Below are 24,567 nucleotides of genomic sequence, written 5' to 3'. Positions count from 1 at the left end.
GCTCCCCGGACGATCTTCGGTAAAGTGCGCACCATCATTGACCACGAAGCTCTTCACCATAAGAGCCTCGATCACGGAAGCCGGCCATGACCGATAAGAGCCAACAATTCGCCAGCGACAACTATTCCGGTATCTGCCCTGAAGCCTGGGCTGCCATGGAACAGGCCAACCACGGCCACCAGCGCGCTTACGGCGACGATGAGTGGACCGCACGCGCGTCCGATCAATTCCGCAAACTGTTCGAAACCGACTGCGAAGTGTTCTTCGCCTTCAACGGCACCGCGGCCAACTCGTTGGCCCTGTCATCGCTGTGCCAGAGTTACCACAGCGTGATCTGCTCGGAAACCGCCCACGTCGAAACCGACGAATGCGGCGCGCCGGAGTTTTTCTCCAACGGCTCCAAGCTGCTCATCGCCCGCACCGAAAACGGCAAGCTGACGCCGGAGTCGATCCGCGAAATCGCCCTCAAGCGCCAGGACATTCACTACCCCAAACCCCGCGTAGTGACCCTGACCCAGGCCACCGAAGTCGGCAGCGTATACACCCCGGAAGAAATCCGCGCCATCAGTGTCACCTGCAAAGAACTGGGCCTGAACCTGCACATGGACGGCGCACGCTTCTCCAATGCTTGCGCATTTCTTGGCTGCTCACCAGCAGACCTGACCTGGAAGGCCGGGGTCGATGTCTTGTGCTTCGGCGGCACGAAAAACGGCATGGCGGTGGGCGAAGCGATTCTGTTCTTCAACCACAAGCTGGCCGAAGATTTCGACTACCGCTGCAAACAGGCCGGGCAACTGGCGTCGAAGATGCGCTTCCTCTCGGCGCCGTGGGTCGGAATCCTGGAAAACGACGCCTGGCTCAAATACGCCCGCCACGCCAATCACTGCGCACAGTTGCTGGCTGAACTGGTGAGCGATATTCCTGGCGTGGAACTGATGTTCCCGGTGCAGGCCAACGGCGTGTTCCTGCAACTCTCGGAACCAGCCATCGCGGCACTGACGGCCAAGGGCTGGCGCTTCTACACCTTCATCGGCAACGGCGGCGCACGGTTCATGTGCTCGTGGGACACCGAAGAAGAGCGCGTGCGCGAATTGGCGACGGATATTCGGCACGTGATGTCGGCCTGAAGCCCCACCAGGTTTTTGTGGCGAGGGGGCTTGCCCCCGTTCGGCTGCGCAGCAGTCGTGAAACCAGCCAACGCGGTCTGCCTGACAGACCGCACTCTCAGGATTAAGGGCTGCTACGCAACCCAACGGGGGCAAGCCCCCTCGCCACAGGCTTGCACGCGCCCCCTTCCTCCTGCGCCAGTGACTTGGTCTACATTGTTTGTCGAGCCTCCGCTCAGATAACAACAATCAGGAGCGTATGCATGTCACTACAAGGCAAAACCCTGTTCATCACCGGCGCCAGCCGTGGCATCGGGCGTGAGATTGCGCTGCGGGCAGCAAAGGACGGGGCCAACATCGTGATTGCCGCCAAAAGCGCCACCCCTCACCCCAAACTGCCCGGCACCATCTTCAGCGTGGCGGCGGAAGTCGAAGCCGCGGGCGGCAAGGCGTTGGCCTTGCAGGTGGATGTACGTGAAGAGGATGCCGTACGTGAGGCGCTGGCCCGGGCCAACGAGCATTTCGGCAGTATCGATGCACTGGTCAACAACGCCGGGGCGATCAAGCTGACAGGCGTACAGCACCTCGAACTCAAGCGCTTCGACCTGATGCACCAGATCAACACCCGTGCCGTGCTGCTGTGCAGCCAGGCCGCGCTGCCCTACCTGAAGAAGTCCAACGGCCACATCCTCAACCTGTCCCCGCCGCTGAACCTCGCCACCAAGTGGTTCGCCCAGTACAGCCCCTATACCGTCACCAAGTACGGCATGAGCATGCTGACGTTAGGCATGAGCGAGGAATTCGCCTCCTACGGCATCAGCGTCAATTCCCTGTGGCCGCAGACCATGATCGCCACGGCGGCCATCGAGTTTCAGCTGGGGTCACGCGAATCGTTCAAACATGCGCGCACGCCGGCAATTATGGCGGATGCGGCTTACGCGATTCTGAGCAGCAGTGGTCGCAGCATTACCGGTCGGTTGCTGATTGATGAGGAGATTTTGCGGGAGCATGGCGTGACCGAATTCGATCATTACCGCTTTGAGCCCGACACCAAAGACAAGCTGATGCCAGACCTGTTTGTGGACTGAAATACCAACCATTGTGGGAGCGAGCCTGCTCGCGATGAGGCCGGAACATTCAACATTGATATTGACTGATCCACCGCTATCGCGAGCAGGCTCGCTCCCACAGGTTCAGAACTCGATCCGCACGTCGCCCTTCGGCACGCTGCAGCACGACAGGATGTACCCTTCGGCCTCGTCTTCCTCGGTAATCCCGCCGTTGTGGTCCATTTCGACCTCGCCCCCCAGCTTCATCACCTTGCAGGTCCCGCAAATCCCCATCCCGCAGGCTTTCGGAATCAGCAAGCCAAGCTTGGCCGCCGCCGCATGCACGGTCTCCCCTGGCGCCACGCGAATGCTTTTGCCGGACGCGGTGAATTCCACCTGATGCAGATCCGCCGCGTCGACTTCCGGAGCGTCTGCCGCTTGTTCGGCTTGTTCCACCGCGTCGGCACGGGCTTCCGGCGGCGTCGCGCCGAAGGATTCCTCGTGATAACGCTTCATGTCGAAACCCGCCGCCTCAAGCATGCGCTTGACCGCATTCATGTACGGGGTCGGGCCGCAGCAGAAGACTTCACGCTCAAGGAAGTCCGGCGCCATCAGTTCGAGCATCTTGTGGTTCAGGTAACCGCGATAACCAGCCCACGGCTCGCCCAGACCATGTTTCTCGCAAATCAGGTGCAGGCTGAAGTTGTCGATCCGCGACGCCATGTGTTCCAGCTCGCGGTGATAAATGATGTCTTTCGGTGAGCGGGCGCTGTGGATAAACACCATGTCGACATTGCCGTTGGTGTCATAGAACCAACGGGCCATGGACATGCACGGCGTAATACCGACGCCGCCGCTGAGGTAGAGCACTTTCGGCGCGGGGAAGTCCATGGCGTTGAACAGCCCGACCGGCCCGTGCACCGCCAGCTCCTGGCCTTCATGCAGGGTGTCGTGCAGCCAGTTGGACACCTTGCCCCCCGGCACACGCTTGATGGTCACCGAAAAGCTGTACGGCACCGACGGCGAGCTGGAAATGGTGTAGGAGCGCATGATCGGCACGCCGTCGATTTCCAGCTCCAGGGTGACGAACTGCCCGGGCTTGAAGAAGAACAGGATCGGCTGGTCGGCCATGAAGCAGAAGGTGCGCACATCCCAGGTTTCCTGGATGACTTTGACGCAACGGACAATGTGTCGACCATTGGCCCAGGTCTGGGTGGTTACCGGATTCAGGAAGCTGTTGGACATGCTGTTCTCCACCGCCGATGGTCGGCCTTATGTTGGCGATTCTGCGTAACGTGCGAACCACCCATTTACCTATCTGCGACATTCACATACTTATCGCGACCAGCCCGCATCTACCGGGGGTTGCGCGTCGGGAACAGATTGGGCCATGTCGCCCATGGATAAGGTTCTGGCTAGCGCCGGCCCCACACTCGCTCCATACCAAGACACAACCTTTACACCTTGCGTAGCAAACCTGATTAGCCACTTTCGCCGGCCACACAGAATGGCCTTGAGGATTAAATGATGGACGTCACCACTACCCTGAGCCTGGGCGATCCACTGGAACCCGCACGCAAGGCCACCGCGCAGATGCTGCAAGAGCGCGAGCGCACTTTCTCGCTGCCGCAGCCGTTTTACTCTGACGAGCGGCTGTTTGATATCGACATGCAGGAAATCTTCCAGAAAGAGTGGTTGATCGCCGGCATGACCTGCGAGATCCCGACCAAGGGCAACTACCTGACCCTGCAAGTCGGCAAGAACCCGATCATCGTGATTCGTGGTGCCGACGGCGTGGTCCATGCGTTCCACAACGTCTGCCGTCACCGTGGTTCACGGCTGTGCACCAGCGAAAAAGGCAAAGTCGCCAAACTGGTCTGCCACTACCACCAGTGGACGTACGAGCTGGACGGTCGCCTGCTGTTCGCCGGTACCGAAATGGGCGCCGACTTCGACATGAAGCAGTACGGCCTCAAGCCGGTGAATGTGAAAACCGCTGGCGGTTACATCTTCATCAGCCTGTCGGAGAACCCGCCGGCCATTGATGACTTCCTGTCGACGCTGAACCATTACATGGAACCGTACGACATGGAGAACACCAAGGTGGCGATTACCACCACCTTGATGGAAAAAGCCAACTGGAAACTGGTGCTGGAAAACAACCGTGAGTGCTACCACTGCAACGCGTCGCACCCGGAACTGTTGAAAACCCTGCTGGAATGGGACGACGTCACCGACCCGCGTGCCGATCAGGCCTTCAAGGACCACGTAGCTGCCTCCGCCGCAGCCTGGGAAGCAGAGAAGATCCCTTACGCCCACGCCAGTTTCGGCCTGCGTAACCGCATCGTGCGCATGCCGCTGCTCAAGGGCACCGTGTCGATGACCATGGACGGCAAACAGGGCTGCGCCAAACTCATGGGCCGCATCAAGAACCCGGACCTGGGTTCGATGCGCATCCTGCACCTGCCGCACTCGTGGAACCACTGCATGGGCGACCACATCATCGTGTTCACCGTGTGGCCGATCAGCGCTCAGGAAACCATGGTCACCACCAAGTGGATCGTGCACAAGGACGCGGTCGAAGGCGTGGACTACGACGTGGAGCGCATGCGCCAGGTCTGGGATGCGACCAACGACCAGGACCGTCGCCTGGCCGAAGAAAACCAGCGCGGGATCAACTCCACCGCGTACCAGCCAGGGCCTTACTCCAAGACCTATGAGTTTGGCGTGGTGAACTTTGTGGATTGGTACAGCGAGCGGTTGCTGAACAACCTTGGGGCCGAGCCTGCGCCGTACCTCAAAGGTGTGCCGGTTCAAGGCTAAGAGCAAAAGCATCGCGAGCAGGCTCGCTCCCACACTGGATCTATATGCACTGAAGATCCCTTGTGGGAGCGAGCCTGCTCGCGATGACGGCCTACCCGTCACCACAAATCAATGGGCTGACGAAGACCACCGCACCGACCCATCCTCCCCAATAAACGTCTCTTCGATGTTTTCCCCCACCAGCCTCACTTTCACATAACCGTTCAGCACCCGATCCGGGTACGCCTCATCCCGCGCATTTTGCGTTTCCGACCACAGCACCCGCGCATGCCCGTTCAGCTCGCTGGCATTGCCGTAGGGAATCGCCCCATGCCCGGCGCAGCGTGCATGCAACCCGCCTTGAGCGGCGTAGCAAATGCCGTTGTGCAAATGCCCCCAATACCAATAATCCGGCTCGCGGCCCAAGGCGTCGCACACCGGTTGATACAGCGCCGTCTTGTTGTGCCCGGTAATGTCGAAACCCTGGTGATGACTGAGCACCATGATCTTCTTGCGCTGGGGCAAGTCTTTCATCCAGTCGATCTGCTGCTTGTTCAGTGCACCGTCCATGTACAGGTTGATCGCATCCGAGGCGTAAGCCGTGTCGAGCCCGATCACCAGCCAGTCATCGTTGTACAACGCAAAATAACTGGTGCCCTGCTGCGTCGGGAAACGCTTGGCCAGTTCCTTGAAGTAGCCATGGGCGCCGCTGTACATCTCGTGATTGGAGTTGAGGGTGAACGAGCCGTGCTTGCCCATGGGCCAGCCGACCATGTCGACGTCTTCCTGAGAGCGGGTGCCGGCGTAGTACACGTCCCCCAGGTGAATGGTGAAATCAGCCTGGGCCAGTTGCATCTGGTTGGCGACTGAGACCGCCGGGGCGTGGCTATCGAACGGCCCGGTGCCCCAGTCACCGGCAATGGCCAGGGTCACATCACTGTCCATGCGCATCAACGCCGGGGTGGTGGCGAACGGCGCGTGATGCCGCAGGTTCTCGATCCACTTGAGCAATGCCTCGCTCCACAACAGATCCAGCAGCTCCCATTTGCGACAACCGAGCAGGCTGCCGTCCTTGAGCACGCGGGTTTGCAGTTCGTCTACCGATTGCGGCAAGGGGCTGGCGTTGCCGATGTGCAGGATCGACAAGCCATGGGCCAACTCCCACGGCACACTCGGCTGATCGTCGGGCACATCGCCGTGCTTGAGCACGTATTGCGCCTGATCGTGCCCCCGCTGCAGCAGCGCGACAATGGCCTGGTACTCCTCCGGCTCAAGCTCGCTGACGAGCTTTTTCCAGGCCATTTCCAATCGGGTGAACAAGCCATGTACGCGTAGCTTGACCTTGTCGTACTCGTGTTCCCAATGACTGACCAATGACATGTCGCTTTCCTCCATCCGTAGTGGAATCACAGGGTTTTCATGAACTCGATGAGCGCCCGCTTATCGAGTTCCGACAGCTGCGTACCGTACAGGTGGCCGCCGTTGTGGTTGCCCTCCAGACGGGTGTCGTATTTGAAGTCCGCCGAGGCCTTCATCTGCTGGCCACTGGTGACGAAACCGACCTTGTCCTGGTCGTACACATCGGAGCCGGTGAAGAACACCAGCGGCCTTTTTTCCGGTGGCTGCAGCAAGTCCCACAGGGTCGGTACCGAACCGTTGTGCAAGTACGGCGCGCGCAACCAGACGCCGTCGGTGGGCGTGTTGCTGTAGCTCTGGGTCTTGCGATAGGCGCCAAAGTCGAACGGCGATTTCTTGAAGCCATGGAAAGCCGTCACTAAACCATTGGTGAACGAGTTCAGCCGATGGGGATCGGTGCCCAGTTCATCAATGCTGGTGGTGACCTGACCGGTGTCGGTGCGGCCGAAATCATGGCAACCGGCGCAGTTGTTTTCCCAGACCGGTCTGCCCCGCGCGACTTTGGCCTGATCCAGCGCGAACGGCCATGCCGGCGCCTTGTGGCCCAGCAACCAGTTGGTCACCCGGTTGAAACTGTCCGGCAACACTGACTCCGGCGTCGCGCCCACGGCCATGGCTGCCGCGTAGTTGCGCTCATGAATGTCGTTGTTGTTGCCGTCCCAGTGCAGGTACAGCGACTCCCGAGGCTTCTGGTTCCAGACTTGCGGCAAGTCGACGGTGCCGATGGTCGAGTCATCCGGGAAGCCGAATACCACCATTTTCGTCGGGTTGAAGGTGTCGGTGCGCCCCGGCCCTTGCGGTGCGCGCAGGCGTTGCCAGGCATAGGCCTGCTTCTGCTTGACCAGCGCACTCGTGGCCATCGGAATGATCACGTAGCGGTTGTACAACCGCTCGAAGAACCCGAGCTGGAACTTGCTGTTGATCGCCGTCATCACCGCGTCGGGGGTGAATTTCGGGTCGCTGGCGCAATTGTAGGCGAACCACTGGAAGGCCTGCAGTTGCAGGGTATTGGCCGGCGCGGTGGCCACCGGGATGGCGACGTCGCTGCTATTGGCGCGGTAGGAACCGGTGTGGCACAGGGCGCAGTTGGGCTCCACGGTCGGGTAGCCGATCTGCCGCTTGGCCATGCCGATCGGCAGGTCCTTGCCGTTCTCGTAGAGGAAACCGAAGACTTCATAGCCGCCGGGTTTCGGCAGTTTATCCGGGCACATCTGCGGCAATACGGCGAACAGGTAATAGGGAATCCGCGCCTCGATGCCCAGACCGATGGCGCCGTACTTGTAGTGGTCCTCATCGGAGGCGTATTGCTCCGCCGGCACCACCCGCAGCATCTGGTACCAGGTTTCGTAGCCGATAAACCCCAGCGCCAGCACCACGACCAGCGTGGCGACCTTGAAGCTGTGCCGCTGCCAGCGTCGCGCCCACGCTGCCTGCCACTCAAGCCAGCCATCGCGAAGCAACGCCAAGGGCCGATTGGCCGGCGCGCTGCCCAGGTACAGCAGAATCCCGAGGATCAGGAACATGCTCAGATCACCCAGCAGCATCGGCACAAACACTTGAGCCTGGTTGCTGGTGTTGATCAGGTAGATCCAGAACGCCACGGCGACCATTCGCGACAACACGCACAGCCACGAATGCACGACGTATCGTGGCGCGTTGAAGCCTGACGGCATGTAAAACAGGCTGATCCCCACCAGCAACATGCCGGCGTTTTCCAGCCACGGATCGGAGAGTTGCGGTGGCATCCCGAGCATCGAGGTCAGCAACGCCGGCGCGAACAGCGCCGGAATCGCGAAGACCATGTTCATCACGATGCCTATCCAGATGAAGCGTTGAAACCAGCGGATGTAACTGTCCATGGCATCCATTTCCTTGTGCATGACCACGAGGTGTAGCGCCTGATAGATCGTCTTCGCGGGCAAGCCTCGCTCCTACAGGTTTCGCGCTGCTTTTGTAGGAGCGAGGCTTGCCCGCGAAGAATCCAACTCGGTCGAACGACTAGCCGAGGGCCGTTTTCTCCAGGTGTTGCAGGATGATCGGGTACACATCGACCACTGCATTCTTGCCGAACATGCAGTCGATATGCCCATAACCCGGCACCACATGCCGGCTGTAGCGCTCCGGTCCATGGGCTTTGCACACGCGCTCATAAGTCTTGAGCGTGCTTTCCGGCAGGTAGCACTGGTTGTCTTCGCCGCTGATAAAGCAGATCGGCATGGTCAGCCGGTCGAAGTGCGGCATGTAGACGTCCTGGCCCTTGAAGTCCACCAGATGGCCTTTGCGCAGGATCAGCGCCAAGTGCTCGAAGGTCTGCATGTTCGATTCGCCGAACAGCTCATGCAGGTTGTCATGCAGGGTCTCGTTGAGCGTGTCGTGGCGGTACAGCGACGCATACATGAAGGTGATGCGATGGCATACCGGGTTGGTGCAGTAGCCCTGGGCCTCAATGCGGGCGTAGACGTTGAGGGCCTTGTCGTAGAGTTTGTTGAACCAGCTCTCCTTATTGTCGGCATACGCGGTGAGGGATTTGATGCCGATGGCGTCGAGCATCCCCGGAAGGTGCAGGCCGGCCTTGAGCCCCGTTGCCGTGGCGACCACCGTATCCGCGGCGATCTGCGAACACACCACCGAACGCACGCCCTGCAACCCGGCCAGCAGCGACATGAAGAAAGTCGTCGCGCCGTAGCAATGCACCACGCATTGCACATCCGGCGCCTTGGTTGCCTGCTGGATCTGCGCGATGGCAGCCTTGAAGTCGTACTGCGCAATCTGATCGCCGTTCCATTCGTGCTTGCTGGCCGGTATCAGAATGCTGACCCGGAAATCCAGCAGCCAGACGTCGTACTCGTGCTTGCACAAGAACTCCAGAAGGTTGGTCTGGATGGTGTCGGTGGAGAAAATATTCGAACCCACGCCCAAGCCATGCACCAGCATCACCGGCCCTTTGCTGCCGCCCTGATAGCGGGTCAGGCGTAGCTGAACGCTGTCTTCGGTCTGGAAGAACTGCACGCTCGGGATTGGCGCATCCAATGGGCGTTTCTGCCGCGGCGGTGCATCGGGGTTGAAGTAGATGTCGCCAGCGAACACGCCGCCGTAGCTTTCCCACAAGATGCCGGCGAAGAACTTGCCGAACCGCGCCAACCCTTCGATGCGCTCGCGTTCGTTGCGCGCGTTAAGCACCTTCATGGTGGTCATCTGCTTGGCAAAATCGGCCGGTTGAATGTGCATCACACCCGAACCAATCACCTCACCGGTTTTGTCCGGCCCGCGATACAGCGTCACATAGAGGGTGCTGGTGTCGTGCCAGACGTTCAGCACGCCATTGTCTTCGGGCACGGTCTTGAACGCACTGAAGTAATAATCGCTGCCGTCCTCGGCGGTCAGTTTCATGTCGTAATTCATGTGCCGCACGCCGACCTGTTCCTGATATTCCTCGAACAGGTTGAACACGCCATTGCTGGCGGTCAGCGGTTCCGGCGACAGCCCCGGCGCATTCAACGTGCCGACCAGCGTCGCAGCGTGCTCCGGCTCCTTGATCATGCGGTTGAGATCGTTGGCGGTGATGGTCAGGGTGAACTCGATCGGCGAGTTATCCGACTCGCCACGTTTGGCCGCCGCTTCGTAGAGCTTGAGATCTGTGCCTTGAGGCTGAGTGAAGTCTTTGGAGAAATAGCCCTTCATGGTTTCGGTGAACTGCACGCCGAGGGTCGGCGGCGCTACCTGTTTGCGCGGTGCCGAAGGCAGCGTGTAGTCGATGTGCCAACCACGATCGGCCGCCAGCAGGCCCATGTTGCGCTCGCTCACGGCGGAGATGGTCAGCAGCGGATTGACCGCCAGGGAGGTCGGAATCACCGCGCCGTCGGTCACGTACAACCCGGCATAGACATTGGTGCCACTGGCGCTGCTGAATACCTGCCCCTTGTGGTTGACCACCCCCTGCTCCGCGTCCTCGCCCATCACGCAACCGCCCAGCGGGTGAACGGAAACGATGCTGTGTTTGAGCAGCTCGGTCCAGATCGGGTTCTCGACCCAGATCCCGCCCAACGCCTTGGTGCTCTGGTGCAGCCGATCGTTGCCAATCTTCACGTTTTCCTGCTCGCCGACGCCCGGCCAGTCGATGCGCAATTGATCCTTGCTGTCGAGCACCATGCGGCCCTTGCCGTCGTCGTGGCTCATGATCAGGTAGGTCTGCATGTTGTGCAGGGCGCCGTGATACGGGCCGCGCAGGAAGCTTTCGGCTTCACGCTCCGCGTACTTGAGCTTGCCGGTGAAACTGTCGTCGGTGGGCTTGCCGATCAACCCGGCGAACGCCGCCATGCTCGGTACCATGGGCCGGCCGAGCGCGCCGGGGATCGAGCCTTCTTCGATGACCATGCGGCTGCGCCAGTCGCCTTCGGTGCGCATGTCGATGATCGAGGTGATGCACGGGCCGACCGGTTTCATTTCATTGGCCGGATGTGCGCCGAAACCGATACCGTTGATCGGCTGGTCGCAGTTGTGGCCAAAGCCAAGGATGTCACCGTTGCCGCTCATGTTCTCGCCGAGCTGATTGGACGTAGACAAGCCTTTGTCCCGGGAGCGCAGGAGGATTTCGGTGGAGCCCAGCGTGCCCGCCGACACCACGACAATGTCAGCCTTGACGAACAGCGTCGGCGCGGAGAATTTCTCGCGGCCACTGTCCAGGTATTGAAAGTGCACGATCCAGCCATCGCCGTCGCGCTCCAGGTGCCGCACCTCGGCCTGGCAGAAAATCTCCGCACCGTGGTTCCAGGCATCCGGCAGGTAATTCATCAACGTGGTGTTCTTGGCCTTGTTGTTACAGCCCGACACGCAGTCGCCGCAGTGGTTGCACGGTAATTGCTCGACACCGACGTGGTTGAGGTTGTTCGGCAGTTTGTCGAAGGTCACGTTGATCGGCGGCTTGTAGAAATGCGCACCTTGCTTGAGGTAGTCGGCGGACTTCTGGTTAGCCTCGAGTTTGGGCAAGGTCGGAGCGGTTTTCGGGTAGGGATTGGGCTTGAGCATCTCCCGAGCCCGGGCGTAACCGTCCTTGAGCAAGGTGTCGCGATGCTCACGTACCGCCAGCGGCCAGCGCGGATCGTCGAACACACCGGGCTCCGGCTCCAGCGCGACGTTGGCGTTGATCAAGGATGTGCCACCCAGACCACAACCGACCACCACGTTTTGCTGGGCGTTGACGTGCAGGTCGAACAGCCCGGTGCGCGAACCGATGTGCCCGTCCGGGTCATGGACTTGCAGCTCTTCGGTGGCCGCCAGCATCGTATTGGGGTATTCGCCGGGCTGGATTTCCCGGCCCCGCTCCAGCAGGCACACCCGCTTGCCGGCCCGGGACAGGCGCGACGCCGCAATCCCGCCACCGTAGCCGGAGCCGATGACGATCACGTCGTAATGTTCCTTGATGTCGCTGATGGGCGTGGCAATCCGTGTCATGACTCATTTCCTCTCAGGCAGATGGGCAACTCTGTGGTTGCCTGCAATCGATAGATGAACGAACACCTGGTCACCGGGCACGGTCGGGCCTCAATGGCAGCTGCGTTTTGGCATGGATAAAAGGCTCAGGCGCTATAGGCGAGCGCGCTGATTGGCGGCGCGACGATGAATTCGTTTACGCAGCAAGGAGGCAGGTTTTGGAACACAGGTCATGCAGGGGCTTGGGTGCGAGCGATATCGCTGGCTATCCATCACGCGTTCTCCCTGAACCAGATGTGGATAAGAGACGGCTGTCCTTATGCCGTGAAAGTGAAGACAGGCGACAGATCGAAGTCAAGGAAGCGCCTTAGACCTGTATGAAATCTGATCTATCGCGTTCGGGCCTATACAGACCGTGGCTTGCAGGGTTCAGCGAACAAGTTATCCACATCTCCACCCACAGCTATTGGGGACAACTGTGGATGACGTGCCAAATATATTCACAAAAAACCAAGAAAAACCGTGACTTATCCAGAAGCAGAGTTTTGCGCAAGCGTTGATCGTTTTTTGATCAGAAGCCTGCAAGGCACGGTTTATATGACGTGCAGAGGATGGCGAACACCTTATCCACAGAAGCACCAACAGACTTTGGGGGCAACTTTGCAGGCTCTGTGGAAAACTGCTGAAAGCCGTGAGAATTCGGGGTTTGCGGGAGGATTAACGAGGGAAAAGCGCGAATTGAACATTATTTGATCAACCCACTGAAAGCCACGGTTTATATAGCCTGTAGCGGACAGCGAACATCTTATCCACAGAAGCGCCAACAGAGATTGGGGGCAAGTATCGGCGTGTGAGCGACGTTACTCTGTGGAAAAAGCTCGAAAAAACCGTGGGTTAGGCTGGTTGTTTTTTGTACGGAGGGCTGCAGGGCTTGATTGGCATGGGGTGTAGCGAGGGGCGAACATGTTATCCACAGAAGCGCTAACAGGGATTGTGGGTAAATGCGCAATCCCAGGTCAGGCAACATCGATGGTGAATGTCAGTCCGTCATCGCGAGCAGGCTCGCTCCCACAGGTGTTCGATGTCCTTACGGCCGATACATCAAATAAGCCTCACCCGTAACCCGAATCATTGGGTGGGGCGTGATCTGGCAGGTATCGACAATCCGGAAGCCATGCCGCTCATAAAACCGCCGGGCGCCGGTGTTCGCTGCATAGTCGATCAGGCTCAAGCCATTGAGCCCCAACCGGTTGGCACGGTCGTAGGCGTAGGCGAGGAATTGTTTGCCCAGGCCCTGATTGCGCCAGCCCTCATGCAGGGCCAGGCTCGAAATATAAAGGGTGTCGGGGATTTCCATCGTGGCATACGGCGCCAGGACCGGGTCGGTCACGGGAGCGGCCTGAGGATCGTGGCGCATCACGTAGCTGTGCAGCATGCCGATGACCTCTCCCCCGGCCTGCGCGATCAGGCAGTTCTGATAGGAGAAATCGACATCTTCACGGGCGTAACGAGTGGCACCCACTTCCAGCAGATCCTGCCCGGGCTCCGCCAGCTGGCTCCAGATGTAATCCGAAGCACCCTCTGACGAAATCTGGAACAAACGGGCAATCTCGCGCGCATCCGTGCGCAATGCCGGACGAAATTCAACAGCCATTATTTCCCCATAAACTTCGATGAGATGATTTTCAGGTTCTGCGTTTCCGGTATTTCATCTGTTCGGCACGAGCACTCTGTGGGAGCGGGCTTGCTCGCGAAAGCGGTGTGTCAGTCAACGATGATGTTGAAGCTGATGACCCCTTCGCGAGCAAGCCCGCTCCCACAGGTTTTGTGTGTGTGTGTGTCCAGGTTTAGCGAACCACGCCTTCTTCAATCAGCAACTTTAGGATGGCGTCAGCGCCCGCTTGTGCGCTCACGCCCTTGAGCACCTGCCCGCCTCCGCCACTGGCCTTGGCTGTCGCAGCCTTCATTCGGTCAGCACCGCTCTTGGCCTTGATCACTTTCAATCGTTTGGGCCGTGGCTTGGCCGGTTGCAGCGTGGCCACCGCCAGCAGTTCATCGTCGATCACCTCGACTTCATCCGCCTGCAACACCCCGCGCCGCGCCGGACCGTAGGCGCTCTGCCGAGGCTTGGGCGCTGCGTTATCCACAGTCGCCAGAAACGGCAGGCGCACTTTCAAGCGACGGCGCTGACCGCGAGGCAAAGCCTGCAGCACCAGCGCCGAACCACCGTCGATGGATTCAACCTGCGCCAAACCCACCACCAGCGGCCAGCCAAGGCTTTCCGCCAGCAGGAACGGCAACATGCCCGAGCCTTCGCCGGTTTCCGCCTGGCTGCCGGTCAGCACCACTTGCGCCCCGGCATCGCGCAAATACGCGGTCAATGCTGGCAGCGCGTCAGCACCTTCCGGTTGCTCCAGCACATGCAACTGCTCCAGGCCCATGCCCAGATAAGCGCGCAGTGCCGGTTCTGCAACATCGCCGGCATGCAGCACTTGCAGGTTATCTCCAGCCAGTTGCAGGCCCAGTTCAACTGCTCGTGCGTCCTGCTCGGCGCGGCGCGGCCGGCCGGAGGTCGGGTGGGCGCCGATGGACACCAGGCTGATGATTTTCGTGCTCATAACCCTTTCCTTCCCTTAAGCCGCATCGCGCTTGGCTTCATTGCGGTAAGCCTCTACCGCATCGATCAAGGCTTGAAGAATCTCGGCGCTCTCACCGATCACCGACAGGTCGGCCCGTTTGATCATGTCGCAACCCGGATCGAGGTTGATCGCCACCACCTTGTCGCAGGCACCGATGCCTTGCAGGTGCTGGATCGCCCCGGAAATGCCCACCGCCACGTAAACCCGTGCCGTGACCCAAGTGCCGGACGCACCGACCTGACGGTCGCGGGCCATGAAGCCATCGTCCACCGCCACCCGCGATGCACCTTCGGTCGCACCCAACGCCTCGGCCGTCCTGTGGAAAAGTCCCCAGTCCTTGACCCCGTTGCCGCCGGAGAAGATGAACTCCGCTTCGGCCATCGGAATCGCCGCCGGGTCCACCGCCACCGCGCCCAGATCTTCGATCCGCGACAGGCTGCGGGCGACTGCTGTGGATAACTCCACTGGCAGGGCTTCGTGACGGGTTTCGCTGACCGGTTCGGCGCATTCGGCAGCCGCCAGAATCAAGCGTGCCACCGGACGTGCAAGGTCTTGCAAACCAGCACCGGCACGGCCGATGCATTCCTGATCCTTCACCTGCCAGACCCGTGTGGCCGGGCGTTCGCCCAGTGCAGCGGCAAAGCGTCGACCCAGTTCGCCACCACCGCTGCGGCTGTCCGGCAGCAACCAGTGACGAGGGTTGAACTGGTTATCCACAGCCCGCAGGCCCTGGACGCGTTGCTCCGGTGCATAACCGCTGAATTCGTCGCCTTCCAGTACCAGCAAGCGGTCAACACCGGCCGTGGCAAAGGCATTTTCCTTGTGCTCACCAAAGACCACCGCCAGTACCGCGCCGTCCTTGCCGGCCAACTGATGGGCCAGGCCGAGCAAGTCGCGGTCGTGGCTGCTCAAGCGGCCGCCGACCATGTCCGGCACCACGCTGATGTAGAACGCAGGTTGCGGCACTTGATGCAGCGGCAATTGCACTTCAACTGCGGCCGAGCGTTTAGTCGCCCCGCCCTGCTGAGCGCCGCTGCGGTCAATCCGCTTGATGCCGTTGGGGCCGATAAAACCGATCCCGTGAGGGTTCTTGCGGATGACACCGTTAGGCCCCATCCAGCTGTGTTGCGCCGGTTGCATGGCCGCGTGCAGCGGGTGCAGACGGTTGCGGGCGATCCATTCGGCGCGTGGGTCGCGGCGGATAATGTCGCTCATCAATGCACCTCCGCAGGTTCACGTTTGGCCGGTGCCGAAGGCTTTCCCGGCGCGGCGTCTTCGAGCAAGGCGTCGGCCACCAGTTCGGCGATGTCCTTGATTAGTGGACGCGGTTCGACCACGCCTTCGAGCATCGCTGTGCACTGTGGACAACCCACGGCCACCAGTTCGGCGCCGGTTTCGCGGATGTCTTCCATGCGCATGTCGGGGATCCGCTGCTTGCCCGGAATGTCGGTGATCGGTGCACCGCCACCGCCGCCGCAGCAGCGTGAACGGAAACCGGAGCGTTGCATTTCCTTGATCTCGATGCCCAGGGCGCGCAGTACTTCGCGCGGCGCCTCGTATTCGCCGTTGTAGCGGCCGAGGTAGCACGGGTCGTGATAGGTCACGCTGCTGCCTTTGTGCTGGCCGAGGTTCAGGGCGCCTTCGCCAATGATCTCCGCCATGTAGGTGCTGTGGTGCTGCACGAGGTAGTTGCCGTCGAAGGCGCCGTACTCGTTTTTCAGCACGTGGAAACTGTGCGGGTCGCAGGTGACGATGCGGTTGAAGCTGTATTTGGCCAAAGTCTGGATGTTGCGTTTGGCCAACAGCTGGAAGGTCGCTTCGTCGCCCAGGCGCCGGGCCACGTCACCGCTGTCGCGCTCTTCAAGCCCCAGCACCGCGAAGTCGACCTTGGCCGCTTTCAGCACTTTGACGAAAGCGCGCAGGGTGCGCTGGTTGCGCATGTCGAAGGCACCGTCACCGACCCAGAACAGCACGTCGGTGGATTTCTTCTCGCTGAGCAGGTTCAGGTTCAAATCCGCCGCCCAGTTCATCCGCCCGCCCGGCGCGAAGCCGCCAGGGTTGTCGGTGGCGATCAGGTTTTCCAGGACTTCGGCGCCCTTGTTCGGGGTCGCGCCTTTTTCCAGGGTCAGATGGCGACGCATGTCGACGATGGCGTCGACGTGCTCGATCATCATCGGGCATTCCTCGACGCAGGCACGGCAAGTGGTGCAGGACCACAGGGTTTCAGCGTCCACCAGACCGTTGACAATCGGTTGATGCGGATTGCCACCGTGTTCGCCAATTGCTTTGCCCGGATACGGACTGCCAGCGAACTTGGCGTCGGTACCGCCAGCCAGGCCAACGACCATGTCCTGAATCAGTTTTTTCGGGTTCAGCGGCTGGCCGGCGGCGAACGCTGGGCATGCAGCTTCGCATTTACCGCACTGCACGCAGGCGTCGAAGCCGAGCAGTTGGTTCCAGGTGAAATCCTTGGGTTTTTCCACACCGAGTGGCGCGTTCGGATCATTCAGATCCAGCGGTTTCAACCCGGTGGAACGACCGCCGCCAAAGCGTTCGGCGCGACGGTGCCAGGCCAGGTGCAGGGCACCGGCGAAGGCGTGCTTCATCGGCCCGCCCCAGGTCATGCCGAAGAACAGTTCGCTAACGCCCCACAGCACGCCGACGCCGAGGATCGCAGCGACCACCCAACCACCGAAGTTTTCCGGAAGGATGCCGGCGACCGGCAGGGTCAGCAGGAAGAACGATGCCGAGAACGCCATCAGGCTTTTCGGCAGGCGCATCCACGGGCCTTTGGACAAGCGGGCCGGTGGGTTGCGACGGCGCAGGAACATAAAGATCGCGCCAACAAACATCACCGCCGACATCAGCAGCAGTGCATAACCGAGGATGCGGTTATGCAGGCCAAAACCATGCACCAGAATCGCCAGCACAATGGACGCCACTGCACCACCGGCCGTGGCAACGTGGGTGTTGGCAATGTATTTGTCCCGCGCGACGACGTGGTGCAAATCGACCATGTAGCGTTTGGGCATGGCGAACAGACCGCCGATCAGGTCGACTTTCGACGCCCGGCCCTGACGCCACATAGCCACCCGCCGCAACGCGCCCAGGACAGCCAGGCCCAAGGCAGCGAACAACAGGATTGGAAGAAGGGTGTTCAACATGTGGAGCTCCCAAAGACCGCAGGGTCTTGCAGGCCAAACTACCTGGATGCCTTGCTCGAATCCCTGTAGGAGCGAGGCTTGTCCGCGAAGGCGATGGATCAGCCAACATCAATGTTGAATGTCAGTCGGCCTTCGCGGGCAAGCCTCGCTCCTACAGGTTATCCACAAGCTCTTAGAAATCCTTGCACAACCGCAACGCGTCATAGATCGCCGCGTGGGTGTTGCGCTGGGCCACGCAGTCGCCGATACGGAACAGCAAGTAGCCGTCGCCCGCCTGGCTCAGCGAAGGTTGCGGCTTGATCGCGAACAGGGCTTCGATGTCCATCTGGCCTTTGTTGCGCGAGCCTTCCTTCAGCGCGTAGTAGATTTCTTCGTCCGGACGCACGCCGTTTTCGACGACGACCTGGTCCACCACCCGCTCCTCTTTGGCGCCGGTGTATTCGTTTTCCAGCACCGCCACCAGCTTGTCGCCTTCGCGGTAGACCTTCTCCAGCATCATGTCCCCGGTCATGATCACTTCTTTCGGGTACATGCTGCGGTAGTACGTCGGGAACGACGTACCGCCGATGGCCACACCCGGTTTGATGTCGTCGGTGACGATCTCGACCTGGCTGCCCTTGTCGGCGAGGAAGTCAGCCGTCGACATCCCGGTGAACTCGCAAATGGTGTCGTAGACCAGCACGTTCTTGCCCGGTGCAACCTTGCCGTCGAGGATGTCCCAGCTGCTAACCACCAGGCCTTCAGCCGCGCCCCAATGTTCGTTCTGCTCCAGGAACGGATGACCGCCGACAGCGAGCACCACCACGTCCGGACGCAGGTCGAGAATAGTCGCCGCATCCGCCGCCACGCCCAGGCGCAGATCGACTTTCAAGCGCGCCAGTTCCAGCTGGAACCAGCGAGTGATGCCGGCGATCTGGTCCCGTTGTGGAGCTTTCGATGCGGTAGTGATCTGCCCGCCGATGAATTCTTTCTTCTCGAACAGGGTCACGTCGTGGCCACGTTCGGCCGACACGCGAGCCGCTTCCATCCCGGCAGGACCGGCACCGACCACCACGACTTTGCGCTTCACACCGGTCGATTTCTCGATGATGTGCGGCACGCCCATGTATTCACGGGAAGTCGCGGCGTTCTGGATGCACAAGACGTCCAGGCCCTGGTACTGACGGTCGATGCAGTAGTTGGCGCCGACGCATTGTTTGATCTGGTCGACCTGGCCCATCTTGATCTTCGCGATCAGGTGCGGGTCGGCGATGTGGGCGCGGGTCATGCCGACCATGTCGACGTAGCCGCCTTCCAGAATACGGGTCGCCTGGTTCGGGTCCTTGATGTTCTGCGCGTGCAAAACCGGAGCCTTCACCACTTCTTTGATACCGGCGGCCAAGTGCAGGAATGGCTCCGGTGGATAACTCATGTTCGGGATAACGTTGGCCAGGGTGTTGTGGGTGTCGCAACCCGAGCCCACGACGCCGATGAAGTCGATCATGCCGGTGTCGTCGTAGTACTTGGCGATCTGTTTCATGTCCTCGTGGGACAAGCCGTCCGGGTGGAACTCATCACCGCACAGACGAATGCCGACGCAGAAGTCAGGACCGACTTCCTTGCGCACAGCCTTGATCACTTCCAGGCCGAAACGCATGCGGTTTTCGAAGCTGCCGCCCCATTCATCGGTACGTTTGTTAACCCGTGGGCTCCAGAACTGGTCGATCATGTGCTGGTGCACGGCAGACAGCTCGACGCCGTCCAGGCCACCGGCCTTGGCCCGTGCAGCTGCGCTTGCGTAGTTGCCGATGACCCGCCAGATTTCTTCCGGTTCGATGGTTTTGCAGGTCGCACGGTGCACCGGTTCACGGATGCCCGACGGCGACAACAGGGTTGGCCAATGCTCGCCGTCCCAGCGCGAGCGACGGCCCATGTGGGTAATCTGGATCATGATCTTGGCGCCATGCTTGTGCATGGCATCGGCCAGGTTCTGGAAGTGCGGAATGATCCGGTCGTCGGCCAGGTTGACCGACTTCCACCAGCCTTGCGGGCTGTCGATGGCCACGCTGGAGGAACCGCCGCAAATCGCCAGGCCGATCCCGCCCTTGGCTTTCTCTTCGTAATACTTGACGTACCGGTCGGTGGTCATGCCGCCGTCGGTGGCGTAGACCTCGGCGTGCGCGGTGCTGAGCACGCGGTTGCGGATGGTCAGTTTGCCGATTTGAATCGGTTGAAACATTGCTTCGAAAGCCATGGCGGGTTCCTCGACTTACAACGGCTTGACGGTGAACAAACCGTCGTCGTGGCCTTCTTCGGAGCCACCGTAAACCTGTTCTGCAACGGTGCGGATCGAGCTGCCACGGGCCTGAAGAATCTGATCCATGGCGCCGGCGAACCAGCCAGTGAACATGTAGTCGACCTTGCGTCCGACCTTGCCGTACACGTAGACAAATGCGGAGTGTTCGAGCTTGACGCTGGCGGTGCCTTTGTCGAGGTCGATGTCCTGGATTTTGAACAGGCCCCAGCCGCGTTGCGACAGACGCTTCATGTAATGCTCAAACACTGCGACGCCTTCCAGGCCGTGGCATTCAGCTTCTTTTTCACACCAGTGCCAGGCGGACTTGTAGCCGGCCTTGTAGAGGATTTCAGCGTAGGCGTCGGCGCCCAGCACTTCCTCGATGCCCATGTGGTTGTTGACGAAAAAGTGACGCGGCACATACAGCATCGGCAGGGCGTCGGAGGTCCAGACACCGGTTTCGCTGTCGACTTCGATTGGCAATTGCGGGGCGATCTTGGCCATGGAAACTTAACTCCAGAAAATTCGTTGTGTTGCCCCCGGCACGGACGGCCGGGGGAAAGGATTCAGAAATGCGGTGGCTTATTCGCCCCAGACGTCCTTGAGGACATTCACCCAGTTCTCGCCCATGATCTTGCGCACCACACGCTCGGAATGGCCGCGTTTGAGCAGGGTCTCGGTCAGGTTCGGGAACTCGCCCACGGTGCGGATGCCCAGCGGGTTGATGATCTTGCCGAAGCTGGTCAGACGGCGGGCGTAGCCCTTGTCATGGGTCAGGTATTCGAAGAAGTCCTGGCCGTGACCCTGGGTGAAGTCGGTGCCGATGCCGATGGCGTCTTCGCCGACGATGTTCATGGTGTATTCGATGGCTTCGGCGTAGTCGTCGATGGTCGAATCGATGCCCTTGGCCAGGAACGGCGCGAACATGGTCACGCCGACGAAACCGCCGTGGTCGGCAATAAACTTCAGTTCTTCATCGGATTTGTTGCGCGGGTGTACTTTCAGACCCGACGGCAGGCAATGGGAGTAGCAGACCGGCTTCTTGGATTCGAGGATGACTTCTTCGGAGGTCTTCGAACCGACGTGGGACAGGTCGCACATGACGCCGACACGGTTCATCTCGGCAACGATTTCACGACCGAAACCCGACAGGCCGCCGTCGCGCTCGTAGCAACCGGTGCCCACCAGGTTTTGGGTGTTGTAGCACATCTGCACGATACCGACGCCGAGCTGTTTGAAGACCTCGACGTAGCCGATCTGGTCTTCAAACGCGTGAGCATTCTGGAAGCCAAAGAGGATGCCGGTCTTGCCCTGTTCCTTGGCCTTGCGGATATCGGCGGTGGTGCGCACCGGAATCACCAGGTCGCTGTTCTCGCGGATCAGCTTCTGGCTGGCGGCGATGTTGTTGACAGTGGCCTGGAAGCCCTCCCACACCGACACGGTGCAGTTGGCCGCGGTCAGACCGCCCTTGCGCATGTCTTCAAACAGCTCGCGGTTCCACTTGGCAATAATCAGCCCGTCGATAACGATGCTGTCGGCGTGCAATTCGGCTGGGCTCATCAGGCTGTCCCCTATTAGCGATTCATGCGCCGAATCGTGTGCCGGCGCTTTGGGGCCAGCATATGCCTCGGTGCGGGGGTAGCCGGGTGCAAAAACGACAGAGGGTTTGCCGAAAGCGTCAATCCGCGACAAAGGGTCGTTAACAGGCGTCATTGCCTACCTATCCAACGCCGCCCGCTTGGGCCAGAATTCGCCGTATCACTGGATGTTTTACTGAATGCATTACTGGATTAAGGGGCGGCGGCGCAATGAAATCGATCTTCCTGGCTTTGGCACTGATGGCAACTGGCGTACAAGCAGCTGAAGAGGCCAACGACAACCCCTGCGACGCCGTCGAAAACGAAATCCAGACCCTGGAATGCTCGGCCTACAGCAGAACCACCGCCGAACAGCTGCTAAGCGACAACTTTCAGAGCCTGACCGAGCGCATGCAAACGCTTTACGGCAACAACAAGGCGCAACTGACCGACATCACCGCCAAAATCAAGACCGCGCAACAGCAATGGCTGAAAACCCGGGATGCCGATTGCGCAGTGGACGCATTTCCGGCGACCAGCGGTAGCAAAGCGTTCACCATTGCGCAGAATGATTGCGTAGCGCGCATGAGTGACGAGCGGTCGGAGTTTTTGGAGTCGATTGGGCAGGAGTGATCCTGAATCGTCCGTCGAAAGCTGGTAGCCCTACCAGCTTTTACCTTCAATTAAGATCTTTCCCACAGGTGTCACCGAGCAAGCCTACAACTCTTGCTGGGTAAGGGTTAAAGCCGTTTTTTTCGAGCAACATCCCGACAAATTTCGTTTGTTGGCCACCTGAAAAATATAAGTAAAGATTCGCAAATCCTATAAAAGACTTATATTATTCCATGAACAGCATTCACTGGACTCGAAAGGCCGTTAAGCAGCTCTTGAAATTGCATTCCGCTCATCAGATCCGGGTTCGTGATGCCATCACGGCGCTAGCTGGCATGCCTGATGTAGGCAACGTCAAAGCACTGGTTGGTCATGACTACGCCTATCGAATGCGAGTCGGTAGTTATCGGGTTATGTTCGACTGGGATGGCGCGATCAAAGTGGTCAGTATTCAAGAGGTCAAAAAACGCGATGAACGCACCTACTGAAATTCAAATCATTAACGACGCGGAGGGAAAACCGGCGTTCGTGGTTATTCCGTACGCGCAGTATGTGGCGCAGAAGATCGAGCCCGATCTGATCCCCCACGAAGTGGTCAGTCGCATCGTCGATGGCGCGACACCCATTCGCGCCTGGCGCGAACACCTGAACCTTACGCAGGATGAAGTTGCCAAGCGAATGGGCATTTCCCAACCGGCTTTCGCCCAGCAAGAAACGGCCTCCAAGCCCCGCAAGGCAACCCGTGAAAAAATTGCCGCAGCTTTTGGCATCACCGCCAACCAACTAGAGTTGTAAGCTGAACGCCAGCATCAGGAAAAGGGATTGAAATGAAAATCTGCGGCATCGAAATCAAAGGCAGCGAAGCGATCATCGCCGTGGCCTCCCTCGACGGTCAGGCGCTCAGTCACGTCGCCCTCGCCACCAGGAAAATCGCCCTCGATGAGGACGACGAAGCCGCCAACGTCAAAGTCTTCGCCGCTCAGGTGGCGTCGTTTGTCCGTGAGAACTCCATCGACCGGATCGCGATCAAGAAGCGCAGCAAGAAAGGCGAGTTCGCCGGTGGGCCGACTACGTTCAAAATCGAGGGGATTTTCCAGCTGCTGGAAAATTGCGAGGTGACACTGCTGTCGCCGCAGACCATCAATGCGCAGAATAAAAAGTTCGATTTTGCACTGCCGGAGACGCTGAACAAGTATCAGCATGAAGCGTACAAGGCGGCGTGCTCGGCCTTGATGAAGAAGTAAAAACAACACATCCCTGTAGGAGCGAGGCTTGTGTGGCGAGGGGGCTTGCCCCCGTTCGGCTGCGAAGCAGTCGTAAAACATTGCCTGCGGTGCGGCTGACACATCGCGACTGCAGGTTTTGGGGACGCTTCACGACCCAACGGGGGCAAGCCCCCTCGCCACAAACCTCGCTCCTACATTAGGGGACGGTTTCAGGCCTTCTGGCTTTGCCGGCGGTCTTCACGCGGGCAGCGCTCGAATCTCGCCCGATAACTGCGGGTGAAATACGACGGCGATTCAAACCCGCACGCGATGCTCACTTCCAACACACTCATGTTCGTCTGACGCAGCAACTGCCGCGCCTTCTCCAGCCTTAACCGCAGGTAGAAATTGCTCGGCGTGTCGTTCAGATGCAGGCGAAACAGGCGTTCCAGCTGACGCCGGGTCACTTTGATCGATTCCGCCAGCTCCAGGGTACTCAGTGGCGGTTCGCTGTGCTGCTCCATCTCCCCAATCACCTGCACCAGTTTCTTGTTGCTGATGCCATACCGCGTGGCGACTTCCATGCGCTGGTGGTCTTTGCGCGGACGGATGCGCCCGAGTACGAATTGTTCGCTGACCTGGATCGCCAGTTCCGGGCCATGGGCCTGGCCGATGAGGTCGAGCATCAGGTCGATGGAGGCCGTGCCGCCAGCAGAGGTGATGCGTCGGCGGTCGATCTCGAACAGCTCCTGAGTGACGCTGAGCTGTGGATAAGACTCCTTGAAGGCGTCGATGGCTTCCCAGTGCAAGGTCAGGCGATGGCCATCGAGCAGACCGGCTTCAGCGAGGATGAAGCTGCCGGTGTCGATGGCGCCGAGGGTCACGCCTTCGATGTCCAAACGTCGCAACCAGTGCTCCAGGGCCGGAGTGGCGAACTTCAGCGGCTCGAAACCGGCGACCACCAGCAAGGTCGCGCCTTTCTTCAGGGGTTCCAGCGCGGCATCGGCGTTGACCGACATGCCGTTACTGGCCAACACCGCCCCACCATCGGCGCTCAACACATGCCAGCGGTACAGCTCGCCGCGAAAGCGATTGGCGACCCGCAACGGCTCGATCGCCGAGATAAAACCGATCGCCGAAAAACCCGGCATCAACAAGAAGTAGAAATCCTGGGACATGGAGCGCACTCGCTTAGCAGGTAAAAAGAGGCCAGGTAACGAGAGGGCGTTAGCGTGTGGACGTTGATACGCCACTTGCAACGAGCATTCAAGGGCTCAGGTCGCTGCAGTGCA

At 59.9% G+C, this 24,567-nt stretch carries 19 protein-coding genes; 7 read left to right on the top strand and 12 right to left on the bottom strand.

What is annotated here, in order from left to right:
- Positions 1-86 precede the first annotated feature (86 nt).
- Both PMI30_RS20315 and PMI30_RS20320 read left to right on the top strand, forming a co-directional pair.
- On the top strand, positions 87-1,127 hold the full coding sequence (locus tag PMI30_RS20315; protein ID WP_008008139.1) for a threonine aldolase family protein: 1,041 nt from the start codon (positions 87-89) through the stop codon (positions 1,125-1,127).
- A 242-nt stretch (positions 1,128-1,369) separates the two neighbouring features.
- Complete coding sequence (locus PMI30_RS20320) at positions 1,370-2,194, top strand: SDR family oxidoreductase (RefSeq protein ID WP_008008136.1); 825 nt, start codon at positions 1,370-1,372, stop codon at positions 2,192-2,194.
- A 105-nt stretch (positions 2,195-2,299) separates the two neighbouring features.
- Here the strand turns inward: PMI30_RS20320 and gbcB are convergent, their stop codons facing one another.
- Positions 2,300-3,400 (bottom strand): glycine-betaine demethylase subunit GbcB, encoded by a 1,101-nt coding sequence (gene gbcB / locus PMI30_RS20325; protein ID WP_008008135.1) that lies wholly within the window; start codon positions 3,398-3,400, stop codon positions 2,300-2,302.
- 282 nt (positions 3,401-3,682) lie between these two features.
- On the opposite strand from gbcB, the gene gbcA reads away from it, so the two are divergent.
- Complete coding sequence (gene gbcA, locus PMI30_RS20330) at positions 3,683-4,978, top strand: glycine-betaine demethylase subunit GbcA (RefSeq protein ID WP_032830499.1); 1,296 nt, start codon at positions 3,683-3,685, stop codon at positions 4,976-4,978.
- Between the two features lie 108 nt (positions 4,979-5,086).
- On the opposite strand, the gene PMI30_RS20335 is transcribed toward gbcA, so the two are convergent.
- The 10 genes from PMI30_RS20335 to PMI30_RS20380 form a co-directional block, all read right to left on the bottom strand.
- Positions 5,087-6,337, bottom strand: coding sequence for a metallophosphoesterase family protein (locus PMI30_RS20335; protein WP_008008126.1), 1,251 nt, complete (start codon positions 6,335-6,337; stop codon positions 5,087-5,089).
- 26 nt (positions 6,338-6,363) lie between these two features.
- Positions 6,364-8,232 (bottom strand): hypothetical protein, encoded by a 1,869-nt coding sequence (locus PMI30_RS20340; protein WP_032835133.1) that lies wholly within the window; start codon positions 8,230-8,232, stop codon positions 6,364-6,366.
- A 139-nt stretch (positions 8,233-8,371) separates the two neighbouring features.
- Positions 8,372-11,824 carry a GMC family oxidoreductase N-terminal domain-containing protein gene (locus PMI30_RS20345; RefSeq protein ID WP_008008122.1) on the bottom strand — a complete coding sequence of 1,151 codons (3,453 nt, stop codon included), beginning with the start codon at positions 11,822-11,824 and terminating at the stop codon, positions 8,372-8,374.
- A gap of 1,066 nt (positions 11,825-12,890) precedes the next feature.
- Entirely contained in the window at positions 12,891-13,457 is a 567-nt protein-coding gene (locus PMI30_RS20350; RefSeq protein WP_008008119.1) for a GNAT family N-acetyltransferase, read from the bottom strand.
- A 193-nt stretch (positions 13,458-13,650) separates the two neighbouring features.
- Complete coding sequence (gene etfB / locus PMI30_RS20355; protein WP_008008118.1) at positions 13,651-14,421, bottom strand: electron transfer flavoprotein subunit beta; 771 nt, start codon at positions 14,419-14,421, stop codon at positions 13,651-13,653.
- 15 nt (positions 14,422-14,436) lie between these two features.
- Positions 14,437-15,657 carry an electron transfer flavoprotein subunit alpha gene (gene etfA / locus PMI30_RS20360; protein ID WP_008008117.1) on the bottom strand — a complete coding sequence of 407 codons (1,221 nt, stop codon included), beginning with the start codon at positions 15,655-15,657 and terminating at the stop codon, positions 14,437-14,439.
- Positions 15,657-17,606 carry a dimethylglycine demethylation protein DgcB gene (dgcB, locus tag PMI30_RS20365; protein WP_008008116.1) on the bottom strand — a complete coding sequence of 650 codons (1,950 nt, stop codon included), beginning with the start codon at positions 17,604-17,606 and terminating at the stop codon, positions 15,657-15,659. The genes etfA and dgcB overlap by 1 nt, the downstream gene beginning before the upstream one ends.
- A gap of 172 nt (positions 17,607-17,778) precedes the next feature.
- Positions 17,779-19,839, bottom strand: a complete 2,061-nt coding sequence (dgcA, locus tag PMI30_RS20370) for a dimethylglycine demethylation protein DgcA (protein WP_008008115.1) — start codon at positions 19,837-19,839, stop codon at positions 17,779-17,781.
- Between the two features lie 15 nt (positions 19,840-19,854).
- Entirely contained in the window at positions 19,855-20,385 is a 531-nt protein-coding gene (locus tag PMI30_RS20375) for a DUF5943 domain-containing protein (protein WP_007907543.1), read from the bottom strand.
- Positions 20,386-20,463: 78 nt separating this feature from the next.
- Complete coding sequence (locus PMI30_RS20380; protein WP_007907542.1) at positions 20,464-21,441, bottom strand: dipeptidase; 978 nt, start codon at positions 21,439-21,441, stop codon at positions 20,464-20,466.
- 248 nt (positions 21,442-21,689) lie between these two features.
- Between PMI30_RS20380 and PMI30_RS20385 the strand changes: the two genes are divergently transcribed.
- The 4 genes from PMI30_RS20385 (at position 21,690) to PMI30_RS20400 (ending at position 23,314) form a co-directional block, all read left to right on the top strand.
- Positions 21,690-22,091: a lysozyme inhibitor LprI family protein gene (locus PMI30_RS20385; protein WP_008008113.1), complete on the top strand. Its 402-nt coding sequence runs from the start codon at positions 21,690-21,692 to the stop codon at positions 22,089-22,091.
- 212 nt (positions 22,092-22,303) lie between these two features.
- Complete coding sequence (locus PMI30_RS20390) at positions 22,304-22,558, top strand: type II toxin-antitoxin system RelE family toxin (protein ID WP_008008112.1); 255 nt, start codon at positions 22,304-22,306, stop codon at positions 22,556-22,558.
- Entirely contained in the window at positions 22,542-22,865 is a 324-nt protein-coding gene (locus PMI30_RS20395) for a helix-turn-helix domain-containing protein (RefSeq protein WP_008008111.1), read from the top strand. The genes PMI30_RS20390 and PMI30_RS20395 overlap by 17 nt, the downstream gene beginning before the upstream one ends.
- 32 nt (positions 22,866-22,897) lie before the next feature.
- A complete protein-coding gene (locus PMI30_RS20400) occupies positions 22,898-23,314 on the top strand; it encodes a DUF3010 family protein (RefSeq protein WP_008008110.1) in 417 nt (138 codons plus the stop codon).
- A gap of 191 nt (positions 23,315-23,505) precedes the next feature.
- Here the strand turns inward: PMI30_RS20400 and PMI30_RS20405 are convergent, their stop codons facing one another.
- Positions 23,506-24,453: a GlxA family transcriptional regulator gene (locus tag PMI30_RS20405; RefSeq protein ID WP_008008109.1), complete on the bottom strand. Its 948-nt coding sequence runs from the start codon at positions 24,451-24,453 to the stop codon at positions 23,506-23,508.
- Between the last annotated feature and the right edge of the window lie 114 nt (positions 24,454-24,567).

Origin of the sequence: Pseudomonas sp. GM50, from assembly GCF_000282375.1 — a bacterium.
GTDB lineage: Bacteria > Pseudomonadota > Gammaproteobacteria > Pseudomonadales > Pseudomonadaceae > Aquipseudomonas.
Note: the sequence above shows the minus strand (reverse complement) of the source record. Positions and strands in the feature narration are given on the sequence as shown.

Coding starts and splice junctions, on each gene's coding strand:
- PMI30_RS20320 (WP_008008136.1), top strand. CDS start 1,370: ATGTCACTACAAGGCAAAACCCTGTTCATCACCGGCGCCAGCCGTGGC.
- PMI30_RS20395 (WP_008008111.1), top strand. CDS start 22,542: ATGAACGCACCTACTGAAATTCAAATCATTAACGACGCGGAGGGAAAA.
- etfA (WP_008008117.1), bottom strand. CDS start 15,657: ATGAGCGACATTATCCGCCGCGACCCACGCGCCGAATGGATCGCCCGC.
- PMI30_RS20405 (WP_008008109.1), bottom strand. CDS start 24,453: ATGTCCCAGGATTTCTACTTCTTGTTGATGCCGGGTTTTTCGGCGATC.
- etfB (WP_008008118.1), bottom strand. CDS start 14,421: ATGAGCACGAAAATCATCAGCCTGGTGTCCATCGGCGCCCACCCGACC.
- PMI30_RS20350 (WP_008008119.1), bottom strand. CDS start 13,457: ATGGCTGTTGAATTTCGTCCGGCATTGCGCACGGATGCGCGCGAGATT.
- PMI30_RS20390 (WP_008008112.1), top strand. CDS start 22,304: ATGAACAGCATTCACTGGACTCGAAAGGCCGTTAAGCAGCTCTTGAAA.
- dgcA (WP_008008115.1), bottom strand. CDS start 19,839: ATGGCTTTCGAAGCAATGTTTCAACCGATTCAAATCGGCAAACTGACC.
- PMI30_RS20335 (WP_008008126.1), bottom strand. CDS start 6,337: ATGTCATTGGTCAGTCATTGGGAACACGAGTACGACAAGGTCAAGCTA.
- PMI30_RS20375 (WP_007907543.1), bottom strand. CDS start 20,385: ATGGCCAAGATCGCCCCGCAATTGCCAATCGAAGTCGACAGCGAAACC.
- PMI30_RS20345 (WP_008008122.1), bottom strand. CDS start 11,824: ATGACACGGATTGCCACGCCCATCAGCGACATCAAGGAACATTACGAC.
- gbcB (WP_008008135.1), bottom strand. CDS start 3,400: ATGTCCAACAGCTTCCTGAATCCGGTAACCACCCAGACCTGGGCCAAT.
- PMI30_RS20380 (WP_007907542.1), bottom strand. CDS start 21,441: ATGAGCCCAGCCGAATTGCACGCCGACAGCATCGTTATCGACGGGCTG.
- gbcA (WP_032830499.1), top strand. CDS start 3,683: ATGGACGTCACCACTACCCTGAGCCTGGGCGATCCACTGGAACCCGCA.
- PMI30_RS20400 (WP_008008110.1), top strand. CDS start 22,898: ATGAAAATCTGCGGCATCGAAATCAAAGGCAGCGAAGCGATCATCGCC.
- PMI30_RS20315 (WP_008008139.1), top strand. CDS start 87: ATGACCGATAAGAGCCAACAATTCGCCAGCGACAACTATTCCGGTATC.
- PMI30_RS20385 (WP_008008113.1), top strand. CDS start 21,690: ATGAAATCGATCTTCCTGGCTTTGGCACTGATGGCAACTGGCGTACAA.
- dgcB (WP_008008116.1), bottom strand. CDS start 17,606: ATGTTGAACACCCTTCTTCCAATCCTGTTGTTCGCTGCCTTGGGCCTG.
- PMI30_RS20340 (WP_032835133.1), bottom strand. CDS start 8,232: ATGGACAGTTACATCCGCTGGTTTCAACGCTTCATCTGGATAGGCATC.